This window comes from Kitasatospora sp. NPDC088548 (assembly GCF_044753005.1).
In the GTDB taxonomy this organism is placed as follows: Bacteria; Actinomycetota; Actinomycetes; order Streptomycetales; family Streptomycetaceae; genus Kitasatospora.
Window position 1 is genome coordinate 16654 of record NZ_JBIVMI010000001.1, and the last position, 20903, is coordinate 37556.

Genomic DNA, 20903 nt, shown 5'->3' on the forward strand with positions numbered 1-20903 from the left:
CGACCCCGAGGCCCCCGGGGAGAGTCTGGTCGCTCTCCCCGGGGGCCTCGGCCTGTCTCCCCCGGCCGTCGCGCACCGGCCGGGTACCGGCGGGGCCACCGGTGGTCAACGCGGGCGCCGGCAGGGCATGCTGCTGCTCCGTACCCGAGGAGGAGTCACATGGCCCAGGTCACCGTCACGCTCGACGCCGATCTCGCCATCGACGCGATGACGCTCTCCGGCACCACGAACCCGCAGGACGCCGTCGAACTGGTCCCGCGCGACCACCTCGCCCGGGGCCGGCGCACCGGGACCCGGACCGGCGACGCCGCCGACGGACAGCGGGTGAACCAGGAGCGCCCCACCGTCCAGGAGGGCTGAGCGCGGCACGGCCGGGGCCCCCGGGGAGCGTTCGCTCCCCGGGGGCCCCGGCACCGGTTCACCGCGGGCAGGCCCCGGTGGAGCCGCGCATCACCAGCTCCGGCTGGAACATGAACTCCCCGCGCTGGGCGGCGTTCGCACCGACCTCCTCCAGCAGGGCGTCGACGGCGGCGGTGGCCATCGCCTCGACCGGCTGGCGGATGGTGGTGAGCGGCGGCTCGGTGAAGGCGATCAGCGGCGAGTCGTCGAAGCCGACCACCGAGACGTCCTGCGGGACGGCCAGGCCCCGCTGACGCACCGCGCGGATCGCGCCGAGCGCCATCATGTCGCTGCCGCAGACGATCGCCGTGCAGCCCTTGTCGAGCAGCGCGCCGGCCGCCGCGTGCCCGCCCTCCACGCTGAACAGCGTGTGGTGGACGAGGTCCTCGGCCTCCTCCTGGGTCTTGCCGAGCACCGCCCGCATGGCCGCCGTGAAGCCCTCGATCTTGCGCAGCACCGGTACGTACCGCCGCTGCCCGACCGCCAGGCCGATCCGTTCGTGGCCGAGTTCGGCCAGGTGCTGGACGGCCATCCACATCGCGGCCCGGTCGTCCGGCGAGATGAACGGCGCGTCGATCTTCTCGCTGTAGCCGTTGATCAGCACGAACGGCACCTGCCGGCCGGCCAGCCGGGCGTACCGGTCGTGGTCGGCGGTGGTGTCGGCGTGCAGGCCGGAGACGAAGACGATGCCCGCCACGCCCCGGTCGACCAGCATCTCGACCAGTTCGTCCTCGGTCGAGCCGCCGGGCGTCTGGGTGCAGAGCACCGGCGTGTAGCCGTGCCGGCTCAGCACCTGCTCGATCACCTGGGCCAGCGCGGGGAAGATCGGGTTGCTCAGCTCCGGGGTGATCAGCCCGATCAGTCCGGCGCTGCGCTGGCGCAGGCGGGTCGGCCGCTCGTAGCCGAGCACGTCCAGCGCCGCCAGCACGGTCTGCCGGGTGGCGGCGGAGACGTTCGCCTTGCCGTTGAGTACGCGGGAGACGGTGGCTTCGCTGACCCCCGCCTGCGCCGCGATGTCTGAGAGTCGCGCCGTAGTCACGGTCCCAGAGCCTATTGCAACCACGTCAGACCGCCCACCAGCCGGTGCTGTCCGGGGCCAGCACGGTCTCGCCGCCGTCCACCTCCAGGTCGGCGGAGGCGAGCAGCAGCCGGCCGGGCACGGCTATCCTGACCGGCTGGTCGGTGGTGTTCACCGTGCACACGAACGAGCCGCGGCGGAACGTCAGGGTGCCCTCGGGGCCGTCCAGCCACTCGACCTCGGTGCCGGCGCCCAGCCCGGGCTGCGCACGCCGGACGGCCAGCGCACTGCGGTACAGCTCCAGGGTGGACGTCGGGTCACCGGTCTGCGCCTCGACGCTGAGCGCGGCCCACTCGGCGGGCTGGGGCAGCCAGCTCGGGCCGCCGGCGGTCGGGCCGAAGCCGTACGGGGCCTCGGTGCCGGACCACGGGATCGGCACCCGGCAGCCGTCGCGGTAGCCGTCCTGGCCCGCCTGACGGAAGAACGACGGGTCCTGGCGGACCTCGTCGGGCAGGTCGGTGACGTCCGGCAGGCCGAGCTCCTCACCCTGGTAGATGTACGCGGAGCCGGGCAGCGCGAGCATCAGCAGGGTGGCGGCACGGGCGCGGCGCAGGCCGAGGCCGCGGTCGCCGGCGGTGCGGATCTGGGTGCCCAGGCCCGGCGGGTTGGCGAAGCGGGTGGCGTGCCGGGTGACGTCGTGGTTGGAGAGCACCCAGGTGGTGGGGGCCTCCACCGGGCGCATCGAGTCGAGCGAGAGGTCGATCACCTCGCGCAGCTCGGCGGCGTCCCAGGAGGTGCCCAGGTACTGGAAGTTGAAGGCCTGGTGCAGTTCGTCGGGGCGGACGTAGTTGGCGGTGCGCTGGACGGTCGGGGTCCAGGCCTCGGCGACGCCGATCCGCTCGCCCGGGTACTCGTCCAGGATGGTCCGCCAGCTGCGGTAGATCTCGTGCACGCCGTCCTGGTCGAAGAACGGCATGACGTCGTTGCCGAGCAGCTTGAGCTGGTCGGCGCCGCCGAGGTCGGGCAGGCCGGGGGCCTTGACCAGGCCGTGGGCGACGTCGATCCGGAAGCCGTCGACGCCCATGTCCAGCCAGAACCGCAGGATCGAGCGGAACTCGTCGGCGACGGCCGTGTTCTCCCAGTTGAAGTCGGGCTGCTCGGGGGCGAACAGGTGCAGGTACCAGTCGCCCGGGGTGCCGTCCGGGTTCTCCGAGCGGGTCCAGGCCGGGCCGCCGAAGATGGACTCCCAGTCGTTGGGCGGCAGTTCGCCGTTCTCTCCCTTGCCCGGACGGAAGTGGTAGCGCTCGCGCAGCGGCGAGGCGGGGCCGTCGCGCAGCGCCCGCTGGAACCACTCGTGCTGGTCGGAGGAGTGGTTGGGGACGAGGTCCACGATGATCCGCAGGCCCAGCTCGTGGGCGTCGCGGATCAGCGCGTCGGCGTCCAGCAGGGTGCCGAACATCGGGTCCACCGCGCGGTAGTCGGCCACGTCGTAACCGGCGTCGGCCTGCGGCGAGGCGTAGAACGGCGAGAGCCAGACCGCGTCCACGCCGAGGTCGCGCAGGTAGGGCAGGCGGCTGCGGATGCCGGGCAGGTCGCCCATGCCGTCGCCGTTGGAGTCGGCGAAGCTGCGCGGGTACACCTGGTAGATGACCGCGTCCCGCCACCAGTCTCTGGACGCGCCGGTGCTCGCCTCGTGAGCGGTGGCGTCGGCGGCGGGCCGGGAGGTGTCGGCCAGGTTCTGGGTCATGGACGGTATCCCTTGGGGACTAGGCGGTGGATACGGCAGCGGTCAGGACTTGGAGGCGCCGGCCGTGAGACCGGTGACCAGGTGACGCTGCACCAGGTAGAAGAGGGCCGAGGAGGGGATCGCGATCAGGACCGCGGTCGCCGCCATCAGGTTCCACTGGGCGTCGTGCTCGCTGACGAAGGTCTGCAGGCCGACGGCGAGGGTGTACTTGTCGGAGCTGAGCATGAAGGTGGAGGCGAAGGCCACCTCGGCCCAGGCGGTCAGGAAGGAGTAGAACGCCGCCACCGCCAGGCCCGGCCGGGCGAGCGGCAGCACCAGCCGCCAGAAGGTGCCGAACGGGCTGAGCCCGTCGACCCGCCCGGCCTCGTCGATCTCCACCGGGATGGTGTCGAAGTAGCCCTTGAGCAGCCAGGCGCAGTACGGGACGGTGGTGGTCGAGTAGACCAGGATCAGTCCGAGGTAGCTGTCCAGCAGGCCGAGGTCGGAGAGGATCGTGTACATCGGCACGATCAGCACCGCGATCGGGAACATCTGGGTGACCAGCAGCGACCACATCAGCGGCTTGTGGCCGGGGAAGCGCATCCGGGAGACGGCGTAGCCGGTGGTGGCGGCGATCAGCACGCCGAAGACCGTGGTGACCCCGGAGACCAGGAACGCGTTGCCGAACCAGGTGAAGAAGTCGGTGTCGAACAGCACCGTGTGGTAGTTCGACAGCGTCATCTTGTCGAAGATCTCCCCGGGGTGGAGGTAGTCCGTCTTGTCGGGGCCGAGCGAGACGTAGAGGATCCACGCCACCGGGAAGAGCGCGATCAGGCTGGCCAGGATCAGCGTGCCGTGCGACAGCGTCTTGACCAGCGGGCTCGCCTCGCCGCGGCGGCGGACCCGGGCCGGCTTGGCGGCCGGGGCGGCCGCGCCCGCGGTGCGGACGGTGGGTCGGTCGGTGGTGGTGCTCATCGGGGGTACCTGCCTTCGTGGTCGCTGGGGTTGCGGGGCGTCAGCCGTTGGCCTGCTCGTTGCGGGCGAGCCAGCGCCGGTAGAAGGCGGTGAAGACGATCAGGATGGAGAGCAGGATCACACCGTAGGCGGCGGACTGCGCGTAGTCCCGGGGCTGCTGGCCGAAGCCGAGGCGGTAGGCCCAGGTGACGAGCAGCTGGGCGTCGGGCGCTCCGCTGGTGCCGAACAGCAGGAAGATGACCGCGAACTGGTTGAACGTCCAGATCACGCCGAGCAGGACGACGGTGGAGGAGACGGTGCGCAGCCCGGGCAGGGTGACGTACCGGAAGCGCTGCCAGGGGGTGGCGCCGTCCATCTCGGCGGCCTCGTACAGCTCGGCCGGGATCGACTGCAGGCCGCCGAGCAGCGAGATCATCATGAACGGCACGCCGACCCAGGTGTTGACCAGGATCGCGGCGGCCTTCTGTGCCAGCGGGTCGTCCAGCCAGCCGGGTTCGGGCAGGTGCAGGGAGGAGAGCAGCCCGTTGACGGCGCCGCCGTCGGCGAGCATCAGCCGCCAGGAGAAGACGGTGACGAAGGTCGGCACGGCCCACGGCAGGATGAGCAGCATCCGGTAGACGGCGCGGCCGCGCAGCTTCTGGTTGAGCAGCAGGGCCAGGCCCAGGCCGATGGTGTAGTGCAGGAAAACGCAGAGCGCCGTCCAGGTGATGGTCCAGACGAAGTGCGACCAGAAGCGGTCGTACGAGCCGGGGCCCCAGAGGATGTCGGCGTAGTTGTCGAAGCCGACGAACTTGTAGCTGGCCGGGATCTCGTTGACGCCGATCTTGCGGGCGGCGTTGAGGCTGTTGGCGTCGGTGAGGGTGAGCCAGATGCCCTCGGCGAGCGGGTAGAGCACCAGCACGCCGAGCACCAGCACCACCGGCGTGATCATCGCGTAGGCGTACCAGTGCTTGGCGTAGGAGCGCTTGAGCCGCTCCATCGGGCCCGGACGCGAATCGCGCTCCCGGCTGCCCTTGCCGGTGGCGCCCTGCACGGCGACTGACATCGATTGACACCTTCTCAGGAGGTCCGCCGCCCGCTTCGGCGACTGCTGGTACGGAGCTGGCCGTCCGGCCCGCCGGGAGGGAGCGCGGCGGGCCGGACGACGGGGGCTTGTCGGGGAAGCCCCCGGACTACTTGGCGAAGCCCGGGAGGAGCTTGGCGTAGTCGGTGGCGACGGTGTTCAGGCCGTCCTGGGTGCCGGTGCCCTGGGCCACCTTGCCGAGGTTGGTACCGAGCGAGGCGAACAGCGAGCTGTACTCGGGCAGTTCGGGGCGCGGCTTGGCGCTGCCGAGCACGGCCTGGAAGCCCGCGATGCCGGGGTCGGCCTTGACCTCGGGGGTGAAGGCGTCGGCGCGGGTCGGCAGGGTGGAGTTCTTCTGCGCGATGAACGCCTGGCTCTCGGCGGAGGTCATGAAGGCGGCGAACTTCTCGGCGGCGGCCTTGTGGGCCTGGTCGGCGCCGGCGTAGACGGAGATGTTGTGGCCGCCGGTGGGGGCGCCGGCCTTGCCGGCGGAGCCGGCCGGGACGGGGGCGATGCCGAGGTTGGTCTTGTCGGCGAACGCGGAGCCCTTGTAGATGTTGGTGATCTCCCAGGGGCCCTGGATGATGGCCGCGACCTTGCCGCTGTTGAAGGCGTCCATCATGTGCGCGTAGGCGTCGGTGGTGACGTCGGCCTTGACGGTGCCGGGCGAGGTGAACAGCGACTTGTAGGTCTCGATGCCCTTGACGGCCTCGGGCGACGCGACGGTGATCTTCTTGGTGGCGGCGTCGACGGTGTCGGTGCCCTCGCCGAACAGGAACGGCATCGCGTAGTAGCCGTCGGCGGCCTTCAGCCAGAAGCCGTCCACACCGGCCTTCTCCTTGACGGCGGCGGCGGCGGTCTTCAGCTCGTCCCAGGTCTTGGGGGCCTCGGTGATACCGGCCTTGGTGAACAGCTCCTTGTTGTAGAGCAGGCCCAGGGTGTCGGTGACCAGCGGGACGCCGTAGATCTTGCCCTCGTACTTGGCCTGCTGGACCAGGCTGGGCTGGAAGGCGGCGGAGTCGGCGGCGGCCGGGGTGCCGTCCAGCGGCTCCAGGTAGCCGGCCTTGGCGAAGGCGGCGGTCCAGCCGACCTCGGAGCGGAACACGTCCGGAGCGCCCTTGGCCCCCATGGCGGTCTGGAGCTTGTTCTGCGCCTGGTCGAACGGCACGTTGACGAAGTCGACCTTGACGGTCGGGTTGGCGGCCTCGAACTTCTTGACGAGTTCCTGGTAGTTCGGCGCCTCGTTGGTGGCGTTCGACGTGTCCCAGTAGGTGAGGGTGACCGGCCCGTCGGCCTTGCCGTTCGAGCTGGAGCCGCTGCTGCCACAGGCAGCCATCGAGACCGCGAGGGCCACAACGAGGGCAGAGGCCGCGATGCCACGCCGCATGAGAACTCCTTGGGAGGGTGGGGGTGCCCGAGATAGTGGGAGGCAGGCGCATAATGGCTGCCTCGCCGCGACCGCACCGTTGCTGCCGTCGGGCTCGGAAGGAAGTTAACAGCGGCGCAATCGCCACGGAAAGACCTTGCAGCAAGTTTCTGCAAGAAATGCCGATCGTTACATCCACGTGTCCTCGACGTTGCCACCCGGTGGTTGACAGTGGACGAATCATCAGCGTTCGCCCGTTTCGTCCGGCTCCGTACCGTGCCCGGACCGGCTCCGCCCCCACCCGCCTGAACCGCGGAGCGCCGCTTGCAGCAGACTGACGGCATGCGAATCAGAGCCGCGAAGAGGGACGAACTGCCGCTGCTGTGCGAGCTGGAACGGGCCGCCGGGGCGCCGTTCGCCGCGATCGGGATGCCGGAGATCGCCGAGGACGAACCGCCCGCGCCCGAGGAGCTCGCCCACTACCTGGACGGGGGCGTCGCCCTGGTGGCCCTGGAGGAGGACGGCGGCGCGCCCGTCGGCTATCTGCTGGCCGAGCCGGTGGACGGCGCGCTGCACATCGAACAGGTCTCCGTCCACCCCGGCCACGCCCGCCAGGGGATCGGCCGGGCGCTGATCGAGCACCTCGCGGCCACCACCGACGCGCCCGCGCTCACCCTCACCACCTTCGCCGACGTCCCCTGGAACGCCCCCTACTACGCCCGTTGCGGCTTCCGGCCGCTCGCCGACGCCGAGGTCACCCCCGGCCTGCGGGAGATCCGGCGCAAGGAGGCCGAGCACGGTCTGGACCGCTGGCCCAGGCTCTGCATGCGCCGGGAACCGCCCCGCGGCTGACCGGTCAGGCGACGCCCAGGCGCAGCACGGTGGTGGAGCGGAACTCCTCCCCCGGCCGCAGCTCGGTGCTGGGGAAGGCCGGGTGGTGCGGGGAGTCCGGGAAGTGCTGGGTCTCCAGCGCGATCCCGGCGAACGGCCCGTACGGGACACCGCTCGCGCCGGTCACCGCGCCCTGGAACGTGTTGGCGGTGTAGACCTGGATGCCCGGCTCGGTGGTCAGCACCTCCAGGGTGCGGCCGCTGGCCGGGTCCTCCAGCAGCGCGGCCCGGGCCGGGGTGCCGTCGGCCGGACGCGGGCGCAGCACCCAGTTGTGGTCGTAGCCGCCCGGGCCGGCCAGCTGGGGGTGCTCGTCGTGCACGGACTTGCCGATCGGCCGGGCCGCGGTGAAGTCGAACGGGGTGCCGGCCACCGGCTCGGTCCGCCCGTACGGGATCTGCCGCGCGTCGGCCGGGGTGTACTCCTCGGCGTCGAGGGTGAGCAGGTGGCCGAGGATGTCTCCGCTGCCTTCGCCCGAAAGATTGAAGTACGCGTGATTGGTCAGGTTGACGACGGTCGGCCTGGTGGTGACGGCCCGGTAGGCGATGACCAGTTCGCCGGCCGGGTCGAGGGTGTAGTCGACGGTGACATCGAGCGCGCCGGGGAAGCCCTGGTCGCCGTCCGGACTGTGCAGCCGCAGCCGCACGCCTGCGGGCAGTTGCCCGGCCTCCCAGATCCGGTGCGCGAAGCCGTCCGGGCCGCCGTGGATGGTGACGCCGCCACCGGTGGGGGCGAGCGGGTACTCCTCGCCGTCGATGGTGAACCCGCAGCGGTCGATCCGGTTGGCGTACCGGCCGACGACGGTGCCGTAGTGCCGGGCCGGGCCGAGGATCTCGCTCAGCCGGTCGGTGGAGAGCAGGAGTTGCGCGGGCCGGCCGGCCCGGTCGGGGGCGGTCAGGGTGTGCAGGGTGGCGCCGAGAGTGAGCACGCTCGCCTCGTACGGGCCGGCGCGCAGCGTCCAGCGCTCGATCGCGGCACCCGCGCCCGAGGCCTCGAAGGGTTCGCGCCGCACGCTGGTCGCCTGCGGCCCGTTCGCCGGGGGCGTCGCCATGGCCTGCTCCTCACTGGTGGGCCACGGCGCACCGCGGCCACCTGGTTCCGGGTCCGTCCGGGGCCGCTGTGGCGGGCCCGGTGTGCGTCAGCCTAGCCAGAGCAGTGGGGGCGGGGGCGGTACGGCCGTCCTGCGCGCCGCCCCCGCGCCCCCGCGCGCTACCGCCGACCGCTGTCGGACCAGTCGGAGCCGCCGCGCTGCTCGGGCGGCAGGCCGAGGGCCGAGGCGAGGCCGTCCGGGCCGCTGCCCGCCTTGCGGTAGACGGCCGCCAGCCGACGGTTGACCAGGCTGAGCTGGACGCCCAGTTCCTCGGCGATCCGCTGCGGCGGCACGCCCCGGACGGCGAGCCGGGCGACGTCCCACTCGGGCTGGCTGAGCGTCTCGCGGAAGTCGCCCAGCCGGTTGGGCCGCAGGCCGTAGTTGGCCAGCTCGCGGCGGGCCTGGTCGACCAGGCCGTCGGCGGCGCAGTGCTGGGCCAGCTCGATGCCCTGGTACAGGTACTCCTGGGCGTCCTCCAGCCGGCCGACCCGGCGCAGTGCGGCGCCGAGGTCGACCAGGGCGACGGCGTGTTCGTACCCGGCGGGCGACTGGCCGAGGTGCGTGACGGCCTGTTCCAGCAGCTCCACCGCCTGCTGGCCGTCCTCGATCTGGGCGTGCAGCCGCAGCGCGGTGCCGATCGCCGAGGCGGTGCCGAAGGCCTGGGCGTCCTGGACGGCCCGCTGGGCCAGGTCACGGGAGCGCTCGGGCTCGTCCGGGGCGATCGCGATGGCGAGGTGGCTGGCCCAGGGCGCCCACACGGTGTTGTGCCAGCCGCGCGCCTGCAACTGGGCACCGGCCTCGGTGAGCGCGGCGGCGGCCCCGGCGGGCCGGTCCACGGCGAGCAGCAGCTTGCCGTACAGCGAGGGCGCGTCCGGCAGCACCATGGCGTTGGCGTGGTACGGCGGGTTGAAGCCGAAGCCGATCGCGAGGTCCCAGGCCTCGCGGGTGCGGCCGCGGGCGAGCAGGGTGTCCACCAGCACGCCGACGGCGTCCCAGGCGAGCGGCAGCTTGGGGCCGATCCGCTCGGAGAGCCGCAGGGCGCGGCGGAGGAAGTCCTCGGCCTCGGCGAGCAGTCCGCGGCGGAACCGGGCCAGGCCCATCAGGAAGTAGGCGAAGCCCCGGTGGGCGCCGCTCCATCCGGCGATCTCGAACTGGACGATGGCATCCGCGAACAGCCGCTCGGCCTGGGCGATGCGGTCGTTGTAGGTGTACGTGAGGCCCAGCATGGAGGGCAGTTCGAAGCCCCAGGTGTTGTCGGTCCAGCCGAGGCCCTTGGGCAGCCGGCCGTGGTCGAGCACGTCGTCGGCGTGCCGCAGGGCCTCGGCGGAGGCCTGCCCGCGCAGGGTGAGGTCCCAGGCGCGCATCGCGAGCACGGCCCGGTCGGCGGCCTCGCGGCCGGTGAGGCTGCGGCAGAGCTCGCCGAGGCGTTCGGAGCGGGCGGGCCCGTTCTCCTCGGACTTGCGGAAGGCGTGCCACATGAACGAGGCGGCTTCCAGCCGGAGCCGGCCCGCCGGGTCGCCGGTGGTCTTCTCGGCCTCCTCCTGGCAGACCACCGCGGCCTGGCCGAGCTCGCCGCTGTGGGCGAGGACCTCGGAGAGCCGGAAGGTGGCGTCCACCCGCAGGGAGGGGCGCAGCGGTCCCTCCTCCGGGTCAAGGGCGAGCCGTAGCTGGTTGACGGTGGCGACCGGGTCGGTGAGCAGCGCGGAGCAGCCGAGTTCGTACAGCACCTCGGCGCGGTCCTCGTCGTCCGGCGGTTCGGCGATGGCGCGGTGGAGACAGCGCTGGGCTGCCTCGGGGGCGCCGATCAGCAGGTGTTCGGCGGCGGCCCGGCGCAGTTTGCGGACGGTGCGGTCGTCGCCCTCGCCGGGGAAGGTCTCCACCAGGTGGCGGGAGGCGGCGAGGAGGCCGAGCCCGGCGTTCTCGATCTCGGCGGCGGCGACCCCGTGCATGCCGGTGCGGGTGGACTCCGGCATGGTGTTGTAGATGGAGCTGCCGATCAGCGGGTGGACGAACTCCAGGTTCCCGTTGGGGGTCTGGGTGAGGACCCGCTGCTTGCGCAGCTGCTTGATGGACTCGCGGGCGCCCTCGGCGCTCTGGGTGGAGATCCGGGCGGCGAGGTCGGGCCGGATGTCGGTGCCGAGCATCGCGGCGGCCCAGGCGAACCGCAGGGTGGTGGCACCGAGCCGCTCCAGCCAGCCCTTGAGGGTCATGCCGGTGGCGTCGACGGCGAGTTCGCGCAGTTGGAGGGAGTTCTCCTCGACCGGGTCGAGTGCCTGGTCCCGGACCTGGTCGAGCAGGGCGACGGCCTCGTAGGGATTACCGTTGACGACGTTCCAGAACTCGTAGCAGAAGGCGTCCTCCGCCGTGTCGCCGAGTTCGGCGCGGATGATGTCGGTGACGGAGACCAGGGAGAGCCGGTTCAGCTCATGCCGACGGGTGGCGAGTTCGATGACGGCGGTACGGTGCTGGTGGGCCTCGCTCTGCCAGTCCACGATGTCGTCGCGGTAGGCGAAGACCAGCAGGACCGGCAGTTCGCGGGCGCGTACCGCGAACTGGGTCAGCCAGCCGAGGGATTCGAGGTCGGCCCAGTGCAGGTCGTCGACGATCATCACCAACGGGGCTCGCCGGGGCGCCAGCTGGGTCAGGACGTAGTCGAGTCCGTCGCGCACGCCCTGCGGGTCGAGGCGACGGGCCCCGACCTTGGGCTGCTTGAGGCCCATGGCCGGTCCGACGACCTCCTCCCAGGTGCCCATGACCTGCCGGAACTCGGCGGGCGGGAGGCTGCTGAGGACGGGCTGGAGCAGCTGGCGCAGGACGTGGTAGGGCTCGTTGAACTGGCGCTCGCCGCCCCGGGCGAACAGCACGGTGGCGCCGTCGCGGAGCTTGGCGATCCGGCGGACCTCGTGCAGCAGGCTGGTCTTGCCGATGCCGGGCCGGCCGGAGAAGGTCAGCAGCTCGCCGATCTCGGTGCCGCCGGCGGCGAACTCGCGGCAGAGCTTGTCCACGGCGGTCTCCGCCGAGCGGAGTTCCGAGTCCCGGTCACGCAGTCTGATCCGGTGTGTCGCGGCGTCCCCCTCCCGGCTGGTGCCGCCCACCGCCCGATATTCGTGTCCCTGCTCGGTCACCGTCGCGCCTCCGCCTCGCCGTTCCCTGCTCGTGGAGCCGAGATTAGCGCCGCCGAGGGCATGCCGCGCGGCATTCACCCTGGCGGGGGCGGAGATTGAGGGTTCGGGCCGTCGACCCAGGGCAATTGCCCTATATCCCTAACGTCGGATCATTGCATCGGATACTCTACGGCCCGCGAGGCTGAGTTGATCTTGTCATGCAAGCCTCCGGCTGTCGAGGCGCCGCCTCAACTCCCCCACGACCACTGCTCGCACCAGAAGTGCCCCCACCCTTCGCTGCACCGGGAGTCCGATGTCTGACGACACATCACTTCAGATTCCGTTCCCGCACCGCCGCAGTCTCCACGGACCGTACGCCGCCGCACTGCACCGCGACTGGCTGACCCGCCACCCGCTGCTCCCCGACCCCGGCCACCCCTCCTACGCGCACTGGGAGGTGGTCGAGCTCGCCGCGCTCGGCTACCCTGACGCCGACCCGGACGAACTCGCCCTGGCCGCCGACCTGATGGGCTTCTACTTCCTCTTCGACGACCAGTTCGACGGACCGATCGGCCGCCGCCCCACCGAGGTGACCCCGATCTGCGAGCGGCTGGTCGCCGTCCTGCACGGCGCCCGCCCGAACGCCGCCTCCCCCGTGGAGACGGCCTTCGCGGACCTCTGGGACCGCAGCGTGAGCGGCATGCCCGCCCGCTGGCAGGCCCGCGCCGCCTACAACTGGGAGTGGTACCTGGCCAGCCACCCGGCCGAGGCCGCCGGGCGGATCTCCGAGCGCCCCCCGGACCGGGACGGCTACCTGGTACTCAGGCGGGGCACCGCCGCGATGGAGACGATCTTCGACATGGTGGAGCGCCTCGGGCGTTTCGAGGTGCCCGCCGCCATCCTCCACCACCCGGTCCTGCGCCAACTGCGCCAACTGGCCGCCGACATCCCCTCGCTGAGCAACGACGTCCGGTCCTTCCCGCTGGAGGCGCCGCGCGGCGACGTCAACAACCTGGTGATGATCGAGCAGCGGGAGCGCCGCTGCTCGGCCGAGGAGGCGTGCGCGGTGGTGATGGCGGAGGCCCAGCTCATGGTCGGGCGCTGCCACCACCTGCACGGTCAACTCCCCGCCGTCTACCGGGAGCTGGGCCTGGCGAGGGTGGAGCGGATCATCGCCCAGCGGTACGCGGACGGGCTGCTCACCTGGCTGGCCGGCTACCTCGACTGGGAGGCCCGCACCGGCCGCTACCAGACGGCCTGACCGGCCCGCGGCGCCCCACCCGGCCCGGATCCCGCCACTCTGCGTGGAGCCGACCCGCACGGCCCGTAGCCGCGCCCGCCGTCCCCGGCTATCGTGATCGGCGGCGGGTGCCCCGGCGGGACGCCCGGTCCATGTGTGTCCGTACCCTCCGCCGGGCCGCCCGGTTCGCGGCCCGGCGCGCCGCCCCTCCGTGCGCCGGGGCGGCGCCCGACATCGCGAGGAGACACCCGAGCATGACGGTCTACCAGCCCCCGGGACAGCCCGGCAGCATCATCGCCTACCGCCCCCGCTACGAGCACTGGATCGGCGGCCGGTGGACGCCGCCGGTCCGCGGCGAGTACTTCGAGAACCCGAGCCCGGTCACCGGCGAGATCTTCACCGAGGTCGCCCGCGGCACCGCCGAGGACATCGAGGCCGCGCTCGACGCCGCCCACGCCGCCGCCCCGTCCTGGGGCCGCACCCCGCCCGCCGAACGCGCCCAGGTCCTGCTGCGGATCGCCGACCGGATGGCCGAGCACCTGGAGGCACTGGCGGTCGCGGAGAGCTGGGAGAACGGCAAGCCGGTGCGCGAGACGCTGGCCGCCGACCTGCCTCTCGCCGTCGACCACCTGCGCTACTTCGCCGGTGCGCTGCGCGCCCAGGAGGGCGGCCTCTCCCAGCTGGACGAGGACACCGTGGCGTACCACTTCCACGAGCCGCTGGGCGTGGTCGGCCAGATCATCCCGTGGAACTTCCCGATCCTGATGGCCGTCTGGAAGCTCGCCCCCGCGCTGGCGGCGGGCAACGCGGTGGTGCTCAAGCCCGCCGAGCAGACCCCGGCGTCCGTGCTGCTGCTGGCCGAACTGACCGCCGACCTGCTGCCGCCCGGCGTCCTCAACGTGGTCAACGGCTACGGCCTGGAGGCCGGCCGGCCGCTGGCGTCCAGCAACCGCATCCGCAAGATCGCCTTCACCGGCGAGACCACCACCGGCCGGCTGATCTCCCAGTACGCCAGCGGCAACCTGATCCCCGTCTCGCTGGAGCTCGGCGGCAAGAGCCCCAACCTGTTCTTCGCCGACGTCGCCACCGAGCAGGACGCCTTCTACGACAAGTCGCTGGAGGGCTTCGCGATGTTCGCCCTCAACCAGGGCGAGGTGTGCACCTGCCCGAGCCGGGCGCTGATCCAGGCCTCGGTGTACGACCGGCTGCTCGCCGACGGTCTGGACCGGGTGCGCTCGATGCGCCAGGGCAACCCGCTGGACACCGAGACCCAGGTCGGCGCCCAGGCCAGCGACGACCAGCTGAAGAAGATCCTCTCCTACATCGAGATCGGTCAGGCCGAGGGTGCCAAGGTGCTGGCCGGCGGCGAACGGGCCGACCTCGGCGGCGCGCTGTCCGGCGGGTACTACGTGACGCCCACCGTGTTCGAGGGCGTCAACGGCATGCGGGTCTTCCAGGAGGAGATCTTCGGTCCGGTGCTCGCCGTCACCCGTTTCGAGGACTTCGACGACGCGATCACCCTTGCCAACGACACCCTCTACGGGCTCGGCGCGGGCGTCTGGACCCGGGACAGCAACACCGCGTACCGGGCCGGGCGGGCCATCCAGGCCGGGCGGGTGTGGACCAACTGCTACCACGCCTACCCCGCACACGCGGCGTTCGGCGGCTACAAGAACTCCGGCATCGGGCGGGAGAACCACAAGGCGGTGCTGGAGCACTACCAGCAGACCAAGAACCTGCTGGTGAGCTACTCCCCCGACGCCCTCGGCTTCTTCTAGACCCGGCGCGCCCCGGTGGCGACGGCACGCCCCTCACCGGGGAAGCGAAGAAGCGGGGTGGGAGGCCGGTCCGGCCTCCCACCCCGCAACCACTCCCCGTGGCCCGCGGCCCGGCGCCCGTACGAGCTCCCGGCCGCGTCTCCCTCGCTGAGCACCTCACCGATATCGGGATCCAAGCACATGGATGTCCGAAATCTCCGACGCGCCGCCGACATGCCCGAACACGACCGGGTGACGCCATAAACAGGAGTCCCGACCCTTCACTCCTGGGAGACCCCGCATGACCATCGCCACCGCCAAACTCTCCGACCCGACCGTCCGCGCCGCCGTCACCGCGATCAACGCGGGCGACCAGGACGCCTTCCTGAACCTGCTCACCGCGGACGCGACGATGTCCGACGACGGCTCCGACCGCGACCTGCGGGACTGGATCGACCGTGAGATCTTCTCCAGCCGCGGCCACATGGACGTCCAGTCGGAATCGGACAGCGGGCGGTCGCTGATCGCCAACTACAGCAACGAGACCTGGGGCGAGATGCGCACCGTCTGGCGGTTCACCGTCGTCGGCGACCGGATCGGCCGCTTCGAGACCGGCCAGGCCTGACCGGCCCGGTCCACCGCACAGGCCGACGCGCGAAGCACACGCACGTGGCGCCGCCCGGCCCTACCGCAGGTGGTCCGCGGCGCCCCCGTCCAGGCAAGCCCGCACCGCCCGGATCAGGCCCCGGGAACGGATGTCCCCCGTGACGCCGGGCTGCATGCCGTTGGTGACGTACCCGAAGCCGATGCCCAGGTCCGGGTCGGCGAAGCCCAGCGAACCGCCCCGGCCCGGGTGGCCGAAACTCGCCGGCGAGGCCATCGGGGACGTCGGGCCGTGCCGGAAGAAGCCCAGGCCGAAGGCGGAGTTCACGATCAGCACCCGGTCCGGCCCGCTGACCGCGGGACCGGCCGCCCGGGCCAGCAGCTCCGGCCCGAGCAGCGGCGGCGGCGCCGTGCCACCCCCCTGCCGGTCGGCGACACCGATCAGCGCGGCGTAGAACCGGGCCAGCGAGCGGGCGGTGCCGATGCCGCCCGCGCCGGGTATCTCGGCGGCCTGCACCACGGGGTCGTTGAGGTCCACCTCGGGCCGCACCGAGGCGAACGCCCGGGCGGTCAGCGAGGCCGGGTCCCGGTAGGCGTCCCGCACCGCCTGCTTGGGGCGCAGCCGCAGCCCGCTCGGGCCGGTCCTGGCGGCCTGCGGCGCGGGCAGGTCCACCAGCCGCCCGACCCGGTGCGCGGCGTCGGCCGGCAGTCCGATCCACAGGTCGAGGCCGAGCGGGCGGGCGATCTCCTCGGCGAAGTACCGGCCGACGGTCCGCCCGCTCGCCCGCCGCACCACCTCGCCGACCAGCCAGCCGAAGGTGTACGGGTGGTAGCCGTGCGCGGTGCCGGGCTCCCAGGCGGGCGCCTGGGCGGCGACGGCGGCCGCCGCCTGCTCCCAGCCGAGCACGTCGGCCAGGCCCAGCGGCACGTCCAGCGCGGGCACCCCGGCCTGGTGCGAGAGCAGCCAGCGCACCGGCACCCGCTCCTTGCCGGCCGCCTTGAACTCCGGCCAGTACTCGGCGACCGGCGCGTCCAGGTCGAGCTGCCCACGCTGGGCCAGCAGCAGCGCCGTGGTGGCGGTCAGGCCCTTGGTGACCGAGCGCAGCACCTGCGCGGTGCCGGCCGTCCACGGCACGGCCGGCGCGGGCCGCCCGCCGACCTCGGGCCTGGCGTCGCCGCCCCACAGGTCGACCACCTTGCGGCCGCGCACGTACAGCGCGAACGCCGCGCCGAGCTCGCCGTGCTCACGGAAGCCGCCCGCGAAGGCCGCCCTGACCGGCTCGAAGCCCTCGGCCGTCCCGCCCCGGATCTCCACCACCGCGTGCCGCCTCAACCCGTCGTTCCGTACTCGTGCCCGCGTTCGATCCGGGCCCGGAGAACCCTAACCTGTCCGTCATGACCAACCCTGCCGAAGAGCTGCTGGACGTCGTCGACGAGCACGACCGGGTGACCGGTACCGCCACGCGCGGGGAGGTGTACCGGCGGGGGCTGACCCACCGGTGCGTCTTCGTCCTGGTCCGCGACCCGGCCGGACGGCTCTTCGTCCACCGGCGCACCGACACCAAGATGTTCGCCCCCGGCGTGTACGACATGTTCGTCGGCGGGGTGGTCGGCGCGGGCGAGAGTTACCCGGGCGCGGCCGTCCGGGAGGCCGAGGAGGAACTGGGGGTCAGCGGGATCGAGCCGCGCCCGCTGTTCAAGTTCCTGTTCCGGCGGGACGGCCTCTCCTGGTGGTGCGACGTGTACGAGGCCCGGTGGAACGGCCCGGTCGCGCCGCAGGAGTCGGAGGTCGCCTGGCACGCCTGGCTGACCCCGCGGGAGCTGGACGCCCGGCTGGCCCGCGACGAGTTCGTCCCGGACGGCATCGAGGCGTACCGCCGCTACCTGGAGTTCCGCGCGACGCTTCCTCCAGCAGGGGCGTGATCCGGTGAGCCGCACTCCCGTGCACGATCCTCCGCGCTCCTGGTCGCGCCCTGCCGCCCGGCGGTTGGGGGTTCTAGGTTCGTGTCCGCACTGCCGTGACCACGGCAATGCCCGAGCGACCTGGGACGAGGGGATCTGATGGTGCGAATCAGCAGGGTGGTGCGAGTGGTGTCGGGGATGGCCGTGGCGGCCACGCTGAGCGGGCTGTTCCCGGCCTCCGCCGAGGCGACGGCCACCGGCTACCCGGACTGCGCGTCCGGACTGTTCTGCGCCTGGACCGGCGACAACGGGACCGGATCCAGGTGCGAGTGGCGGGTCGACGACGCGGACTGGTCCAACGGCCAGATCGTGTGCGGCTGGGCCGCCGGCACCCGGGTTCGGTCCGTCTACAACCACGGCGAGTCGGGTGCGCCCGTGTCCGCCTACACGGCCACCGACTGGGGCGGCACCAAGGTGTTCTGTCTGGCGAAGGACGCCAAGCTGAACCTCTCCGGGGCCGGCACCTACCTGCGCTCCCACAAGTGGGAGTGCTGACGCGGCACCAGGACCGCCCGCGCCGGTGCTCCGGGGGGGGGCGGAAGCGGAGGGCGGGCCGGATCCCCCTGACGGGGCCACTCCCCCGGTCCGGGCGTATCGGACCGCCCTGTTGGACGGTCCGATGCGCCCGGCTAGGGCGCGCGGCACGGGCCGGATAGGGTGGCGCGCATGGCTTCCCGAACGCCGTCGGCGTCGCCCACGTCCGCACGCCCCGACCGAAGCGGTGACGTCCACGGCCGCGGCCGGAGCGGCGACCGAGGCGCCGAACGGCCGCGTCGGCGGCTCAGCGTGGACGAGCGGCGCGAGCAGCTGATCGCCGTCGCGCTGGAGCTGTTCAGCCGCCGCCCGCCGGAGGAGGTGTCGATCGACGACATCGCGGCGGCGGCCGGCGCCTCCCGGCCGCTGGTCTACCACTACTTCCCCGGCAAACAGGCGCTGTACGAGGAGTCGCTGCGCCGGGCCGGACACGAGCTGGCGGGCCGTTTCGAGGAGCCGGCCGATGGCCCGCTGTCGGAGCGGCTGTACCGGGTGATGGGCCGCTACCTGGACTTCGTCCAGAGCCACGGCCCCGGCTTCGCGGCCCTGTTGCGCGGCGGCTCGGTGGCGGCCAGCCCGGGCACCTCGGCGGTGATCGACGAGGTCCGGCGGGCCGCGCACGACCAGATCCTGGCCCATCTGGCGGTCCCGTCGCCGAGCCCCGGTCTGCGACTGGCCGTCCGCGCCTGGATCGCCAACGCCGAGATCACCTCACTGGAGTGGCTGGCCGACCGCTCGGTGCCGCTGGAGGAGCTCCAACTCCACCTGGTGCAGGAGTTCGTGGCCGCCCTGACGCTGACCGCCGCCCGGGAGCCCGCGCTGGCCGCCGAACTCGCCGGGTTCTTCGCCGGGGAGCGCCCCGACGGCCCGACCGGGCGCCTGGTGCGCGACCTCGCCGCCCTGTTCGCCGCCCCCGGGATCGCGGACACCGTCGCCGCGCTGGCCTCCGGATCCGTCCCTCCGGCCGCCCTCTGACGGGCCCGGCCGCCCGGCCCCCCGGCGGCCGGTTCTGCCCCGGCGGCGGCCTCTGATAGGAATGTGCACGGATCTGCCGGCACCACCACACGTACACGCAGCAGAGCGGGGGCTCACCAGTTGACCCAGCACGGCCAGTTCAGTGCGGAGACCAGCCCCTTCGCAGCGGCGGAGCAGGTCTCCGCGACCCTCGGCACACTCACCGACGCGCTCCTCGACGAGCTCACCTCGCGCCACCCCGCGGCCTCGCTGACCGCCCTGCGCGCGGGCACACACCCCGAGGCCGAGGCGCTGTTCAACCTGCCGCTCGCGCCGAACGGCCCGGTGCACGCGGCCGTCGACCGGCTCGGCACCGTACTCACCGCCGGCACGACCCGTCCCGGCAGCGGTACCCCGGTGGCCGAGCGGGTCACCGCCGGGCTGCTCGCCCGCTACGGCGGCGGAGCGGTCCGCGGCGCGGTGGCCGACCGGGGCACCACCTCGGCGGCGCTGTTCGAGCTGCCGGTGACCGGCGAGATCGCCGACCTGAAGCTGCGCCCGCCGTTCGCCGCCGCGCTGGCCGCGCTGGCATCCGGGCAGCAGACCCGGCAAGCGGTCGAACTGCCCACCGGCGCGGGCGCCGAGGTCCGGCTGGTGCTCCCGCCCGGCTTCCACCCGCTGACCGCCCCGGGCGGCCCGGCGGGCGTCTCCGCCCGGACGGTGCCGACCGGCCCGGCAGCGGGGAACGGTACGGATCCGGCCGCCGCCGCGGCAGCCGAGGAGCTGACGGCACATCTGGCCGAGACCGCCGAGGAGCTGTTCAGCGGTACCGGCCCGGCACCGCGCCGGGACTTCGCGGTGATCGCCGCCACCCTGGCGGACCTGGTCACCTCCTCGGGCGCGGTCTACGCGGGCGTGTCCGCGCTGGAGGCGAACGGCCGGGCGACCGACGCCACTCTGGTGGTCTCGCTGGCCCGCCACCCGCTGCCGATCACCGGCCTCGCCACCGAACTGGCCACCGTCCGCCGGCACGCCGAGGTCTGGACGGTGCTGCTGCCCGCCGGTCCGGCCGCCGTCCTGGTCGAGGCCCGCAGCATCCCGGTGCCCGGCCCGCTGGCCGCCGACGGACTGCGGCGCTGGGTGGTCACCTCGGTCGTGGAGGCGTTCGTCCCGCTGCCGGACGGCGTCTCGGTGCTCTGCGTCCAGTTGTCCACCGCCCAGCCGCAGGACTGGGAGCTGTACACCGAGGTCTTCGCCGAGCTGCTGAAGAGCGTGCAGTTCGGCTGGGACGGCGTGCCCGGCACGCTGCCCGCCCCCGCCGTCACCACCGCGCCGGCCGTGCCCGTCGAGGCCGCGCCACCCGCCGTCGAGCCCGCACCGTTGACCTACGCCTCCGCCCCCGACGCCCCCGACGAGGCCGCACCCGACAGCACGTCCGGCGCCCTCTCGCCGGACGACACCACACCCGACGGCACCACACCCGACGCCTCCGCCCCGCTGCCGGCGCACCTGCGGGACACGACCGCCGACCCCGCGCCCGCCGAACGACCGCAGGACGAGCCGCCCAAGGGCACCCCCGTCATGGTCCCGCCGCCGGACTTCAACCCCTTCGCCCCGCAGGACCTCCCGTCCCCCGCCCCGGCCGAGACCGTCCCGGCCGCCGTCCACACCGCCGACCCGTTCGGCACGGTGACGGCCGACCAGCCGGCCGACCCGTTCGGCACCACCATCCCGCGGCAGCCCGCGCCCGTCCCGCCGCCGCCCTCGGCCCCGCCGACCGTCTCCGCCCAGGGCGCTGACACCCCGGACGACCCGGAGCGCAAGCCGAAGGGCACGCCGGTGATGATCCCGCCGCCGGACTTCAACCCCTTCGCCCCGCAGGACCTCCCCTCCCCCGCCCCGGCCGAGACCGCCCCGGCCGCCGCACCGGAGACCAGCCCCTTCGGCTGAGGCCCAGGCCGAAACCGAGGCCGAGGCCGAACGCCAGGCCCAACCGCGCCCCGGTGGCCGTCCCGTCCCCAGACGGGACGGCCACCGCGCCGTTGCCAGAAGCCCCCACCCCCATTCCCTCCGCACCGAAGCCACACCGAACAGCCAACCGGCCCAATGCTGTTGACAAAGCCCCAGGTCAACCAAGGCCCGCCGCAGGGCTCTGCCATGCACACGGCCGCCAACTGGTACAGACCTATTGCCAGTTGACGAAGGGCTCTTTACCCTCGGTAAG

17 protein-coding genes are annotated in these 20903 nt (G+C 73.0%); 9 read left to right on the plus strand and 8 right to left on the minus strand.

Features of this window, described 5'->3' with window-relative positions; genetic code table 11:
* Positions 1 to 159: 159 nt before the first annotated feature.
* Positions 160 to 360, plus strand: a complete 201-nt coding sequence (locus ACIP82_RS00080; RefSeq protein ID WP_363614021.1) for a hypothetical protein — start codon at positions 160 to 162, stop codon at positions 358 to 360.
* A 58-nt stretch (positions 361 to 418) separates the two neighbouring features.
* Here ACIP82_RS00080 and ACIP82_RS00085 read toward each other — a convergent pair whose 3' ends face one another.
* The 5 genes from ACIP82_RS00085 to ACIP82_RS00105 all read right to left on the minus strand — a co-directional run bounded on the left by ACIP82_RS00085 (position 419) and on the right by ACIP82_RS00105 (position 6568).
* Positions 419 to 1438 carry a LacI family DNA-binding transcriptional regulator gene (locus ACIP82_RS00085; protein ID WP_363614023.1) on the minus strand — a complete coding sequence of 340 codons (1020 nt, stop codon included), beginning with the start codon at positions 1436 to 1438 and terminating at the stop codon, positions 419 to 421.
* Positions 1439 to 1463: 25 nt separating this feature from the next.
* Complete coding sequence (locus ACIP82_RS00090) at positions 1464 to 3164, minus strand: glycoside hydrolase family 13 protein (protein WP_363614025.1); 1701 nt, start codon at positions 3162 to 3164, stop codon at positions 1464 to 1466.
* 42 nt (positions 3165 to 3206) lie between these two features.
* Positions 3207 to 4118, minus strand: coding sequence for a carbohydrate ABC transporter permease (locus tag ACIP82_RS00095; RefSeq protein WP_363614027.1), 912 nt, complete (start codon positions 4116 to 4118; stop codon positions 3207 to 3209).
* Between the two features lie 40 nt (positions 4119 to 4158).
* Positions 4159 to 5163: a sugar ABC transporter permease gene (locus tag ACIP82_RS00100; protein WP_363614029.1), complete on the minus strand. Its 1005-nt coding sequence runs from the start codon at positions 5161 to 5163 to the stop codon at positions 4159 to 4161.
* A 127-nt stretch (positions 5164 to 5290) separates the two neighbouring features.
* A complete protein-coding gene (locus ACIP82_RS00105; protein WP_400649207.1) occupies positions 5291 to 6568 on the minus strand; it encodes an extracellular solute-binding protein in 1278 nt (425 codons plus the stop codon).
* A gap of 321 nt (positions 6569 to 6889) precedes the next feature.
* Here ACIP82_RS00105 and ACIP82_RS00110 point away from each other — a divergent pair, with 321 nt between their 5' ends.
* A complete protein-coding gene (locus tag ACIP82_RS00110) occupies positions 6890 to 7399 on the plus strand; it encodes a GNAT family N-acetyltransferase (RefSeq protein ID WP_363614033.1) in 510 nt (169 codons plus the stop codon).
* Positions 7400 to 7403: 4 nt separating this feature from the next.
* Here ACIP82_RS00110 and ACIP82_RS00115 read toward each other — a convergent pair whose 3' ends face one another.
* Positions 7404 to 8486, minus strand: coding sequence for an aldose epimerase family protein (locus tag ACIP82_RS00115; protein WP_363614035.1), 1083 nt, complete (start codon positions 8484 to 8486; stop codon positions 7404 to 7406).
* 158 nt (positions 8487 to 8644) lie between these two features.
* Positions 8645 to 11650 (minus strand): AAA family ATPase, encoded by a 3006-nt coding sequence (locus ACIP82_RS00120; RefSeq protein ID WP_363614037.1) that lies wholly within the window; start codon positions 11648 to 11650, stop codon positions 8645 to 8647.
* A 292-nt stretch (positions 11651 to 11942) separates the two neighbouring features.
* Between ACIP82_RS00120 and ACIP82_RS00125 the strand changes: the two genes are divergently transcribed.
* From ACIP82_RS00125 to ACIP82_RS00135, 3 genes are all read left to right on the plus strand, one after another.
* Positions 11943 to 12890, plus strand: a complete 948-nt coding sequence (locus ACIP82_RS00125; protein WP_363614039.1) for a terpene cyclase — start codon at positions 11943 to 11945, stop codon at positions 12888 to 12890.
* 233 nt (positions 12891 to 13123) lie between these two features.
* Positions 13124 to 14647: an aldehyde dehydrogenase family protein gene (locus tag ACIP82_RS00130; protein ID WP_400649211.1), complete on the plus strand. Its 1524-nt coding sequence runs from the start codon at positions 13124 to 13126 to the stop codon at positions 14645 to 14647.
* A gap of 280 nt (positions 14648 to 14927) precedes the next feature.
* Positions 14928 to 15251 carry a nuclear transport factor 2 family protein gene (locus tag ACIP82_RS00135; RefSeq protein WP_363611776.1) on the plus strand — a complete coding sequence of 108 codons (324 nt, stop codon included), beginning with the start codon at positions 14928 to 14930 and terminating at the stop codon, positions 15249 to 15251.
* Positions 15252 to 15311: 60 nt separating this feature from the next.
* Here the strand turns inward: ACIP82_RS00135 and ACIP82_RS00140 are convergent, their stop codons facing one another.
* Positions 15312 to 16547: a serine hydrolase domain-containing protein gene (locus ACIP82_RS00140; RefSeq protein WP_400650271.1), complete on the minus strand. Its 1236-nt coding sequence runs from the start codon at positions 16545 to 16547 to the stop codon at positions 15312 to 15314.
* Between the two features lie 77 nt (positions 16548 to 16624).
* Here ACIP82_RS00140 and ACIP82_RS00145 point away from each other — a divergent pair, with 77 nt between their 5' ends.
* The 4 genes from ACIP82_RS00145 to ACIP82_RS00160 all read left to right on the plus strand — a co-directional run bounded on the left by ACIP82_RS00145 (position 16625) and on the right by ACIP82_RS00160 (position 20629).
* Entirely contained in the window at positions 16625 to 17152 is a 528-nt protein-coding gene (locus ACIP82_RS00145; RefSeq protein ID WP_400649214.1) for an NUDIX hydrolase, read from the plus strand.
* Between the two features lie 138 nt (positions 17153 to 17290).
* Complete coding sequence (locus ACIP82_RS00150; RefSeq protein ID WP_400649217.1) at positions 17291 to 17686, plus strand: peptidase inhibitor family I36 protein; 396 nt, start codon at positions 17291 to 17293, stop codon at positions 17684 to 17686.
* A 171-nt stretch (positions 17687 to 17857) separates the two neighbouring features.
* Positions 17858 to 18700, plus strand: coding sequence for a TetR/AcrR family transcriptional regulator (locus ACIP82_RS00155; RefSeq protein WP_363611770.1), 843 nt, complete (start codon positions 17858 to 17860; stop codon positions 18698 to 18700).
* A 120-nt stretch (positions 18701 to 18820) separates the two neighbouring features.
* Positions 18821 to 20629, plus strand: coding sequence for a hypothetical protein (locus ACIP82_RS00160; protein WP_400649219.1), 1809 nt, complete (start codon positions 18821 to 18823; stop codon positions 20627 to 20629).
* Positions 20630 to 20903: the final 274 nt, after the last annotated feature.

Coding starts and splice junctions, on each gene's coding strand:
- ACIP82_RS00110 (WP_363614033.1), top strand. CDS start 6,890: ATGCGAATCAGAGCCGCGAAGAGGGACGAACTGCCGCTGCTGTGCGAG.
- ACIP82_RS00155 (WP_363611770.1), top strand. CDS start 17,858: ATGGCTTCCCGAACGCCGTCGGCGTCGCCCACGTCCGCACGCCCCGAC.
- ACIP82_RS00095 (WP_363614027.1), bottom strand. CDS start 4,118: ATGAGCACCACCACCGACCGACCCACCGTCCGCACCGCGGGCGCGGCC.
- ACIP82_RS00135 (WP_363611776.1), top strand. CDS start 14,928: ATGACCATCGCCACCGCCAAACTCTCCGACCCGACCGTCCGCGCCGCC.
- ACIP82_RS00125 (WP_363614039.1), top strand. CDS start 11,943: ATGTCTGACGACACATCACTTCAGATTCCGTTCCCGCACCGCCGCAGT.
- ACIP82_RS00130 (WP_400649211.1), top strand. CDS start 13,124: ATGACGGTCTACCAGCCCCCGGGACAGCCCGGCAGCATCATCGCCTAC.
- ACIP82_RS00145 (WP_400649214.1), top strand. CDS start 16,625: ATGACCAACCCTGCCGAAGAGCTGCTGGACGTCGTCGACGAGCACGAC.
- ACIP82_RS00090 (WP_363614025.1), bottom strand. CDS start 3,164: ATGACCCAGAACCTGGCCGACACCTCCCGGCCCGCCGCCGACGCCACC.
- ACIP82_RS00080 (WP_363614021.1), top strand. CDS start 160: ATGGCCCAGGTCACCGTCACGCTCGACGCCGATCTCGCCATCGACGCG.
- ACIP82_RS00115 (WP_363614035.1), bottom strand. CDS start 8,486: ATGGCGACGCCCCCGGCGAACGGGCCGCAGGCGACCAGCGTGCGGCGC.
- ACIP82_RS00100 (WP_363614029.1), bottom strand. CDS start 5,163: ATGTCAGTCGCCGTGCAGGGCGCCACCGGCAAGGGCAGCCGGGAGCGC.
- ACIP82_RS00105 (WP_400649207.1), bottom strand. CDS start 6,568: ATGCGGCGTGGCATCGCGGCCTCTGCCCTCGTTGTGGCCCTCGCGGTC.
- ACIP82_RS00150 (WP_400649217.1), top strand. CDS start 17,291: ATGGTGCGAATCAGCAGGGTGGTGCGAGTGGTGTCGGGGATGGCCGTG.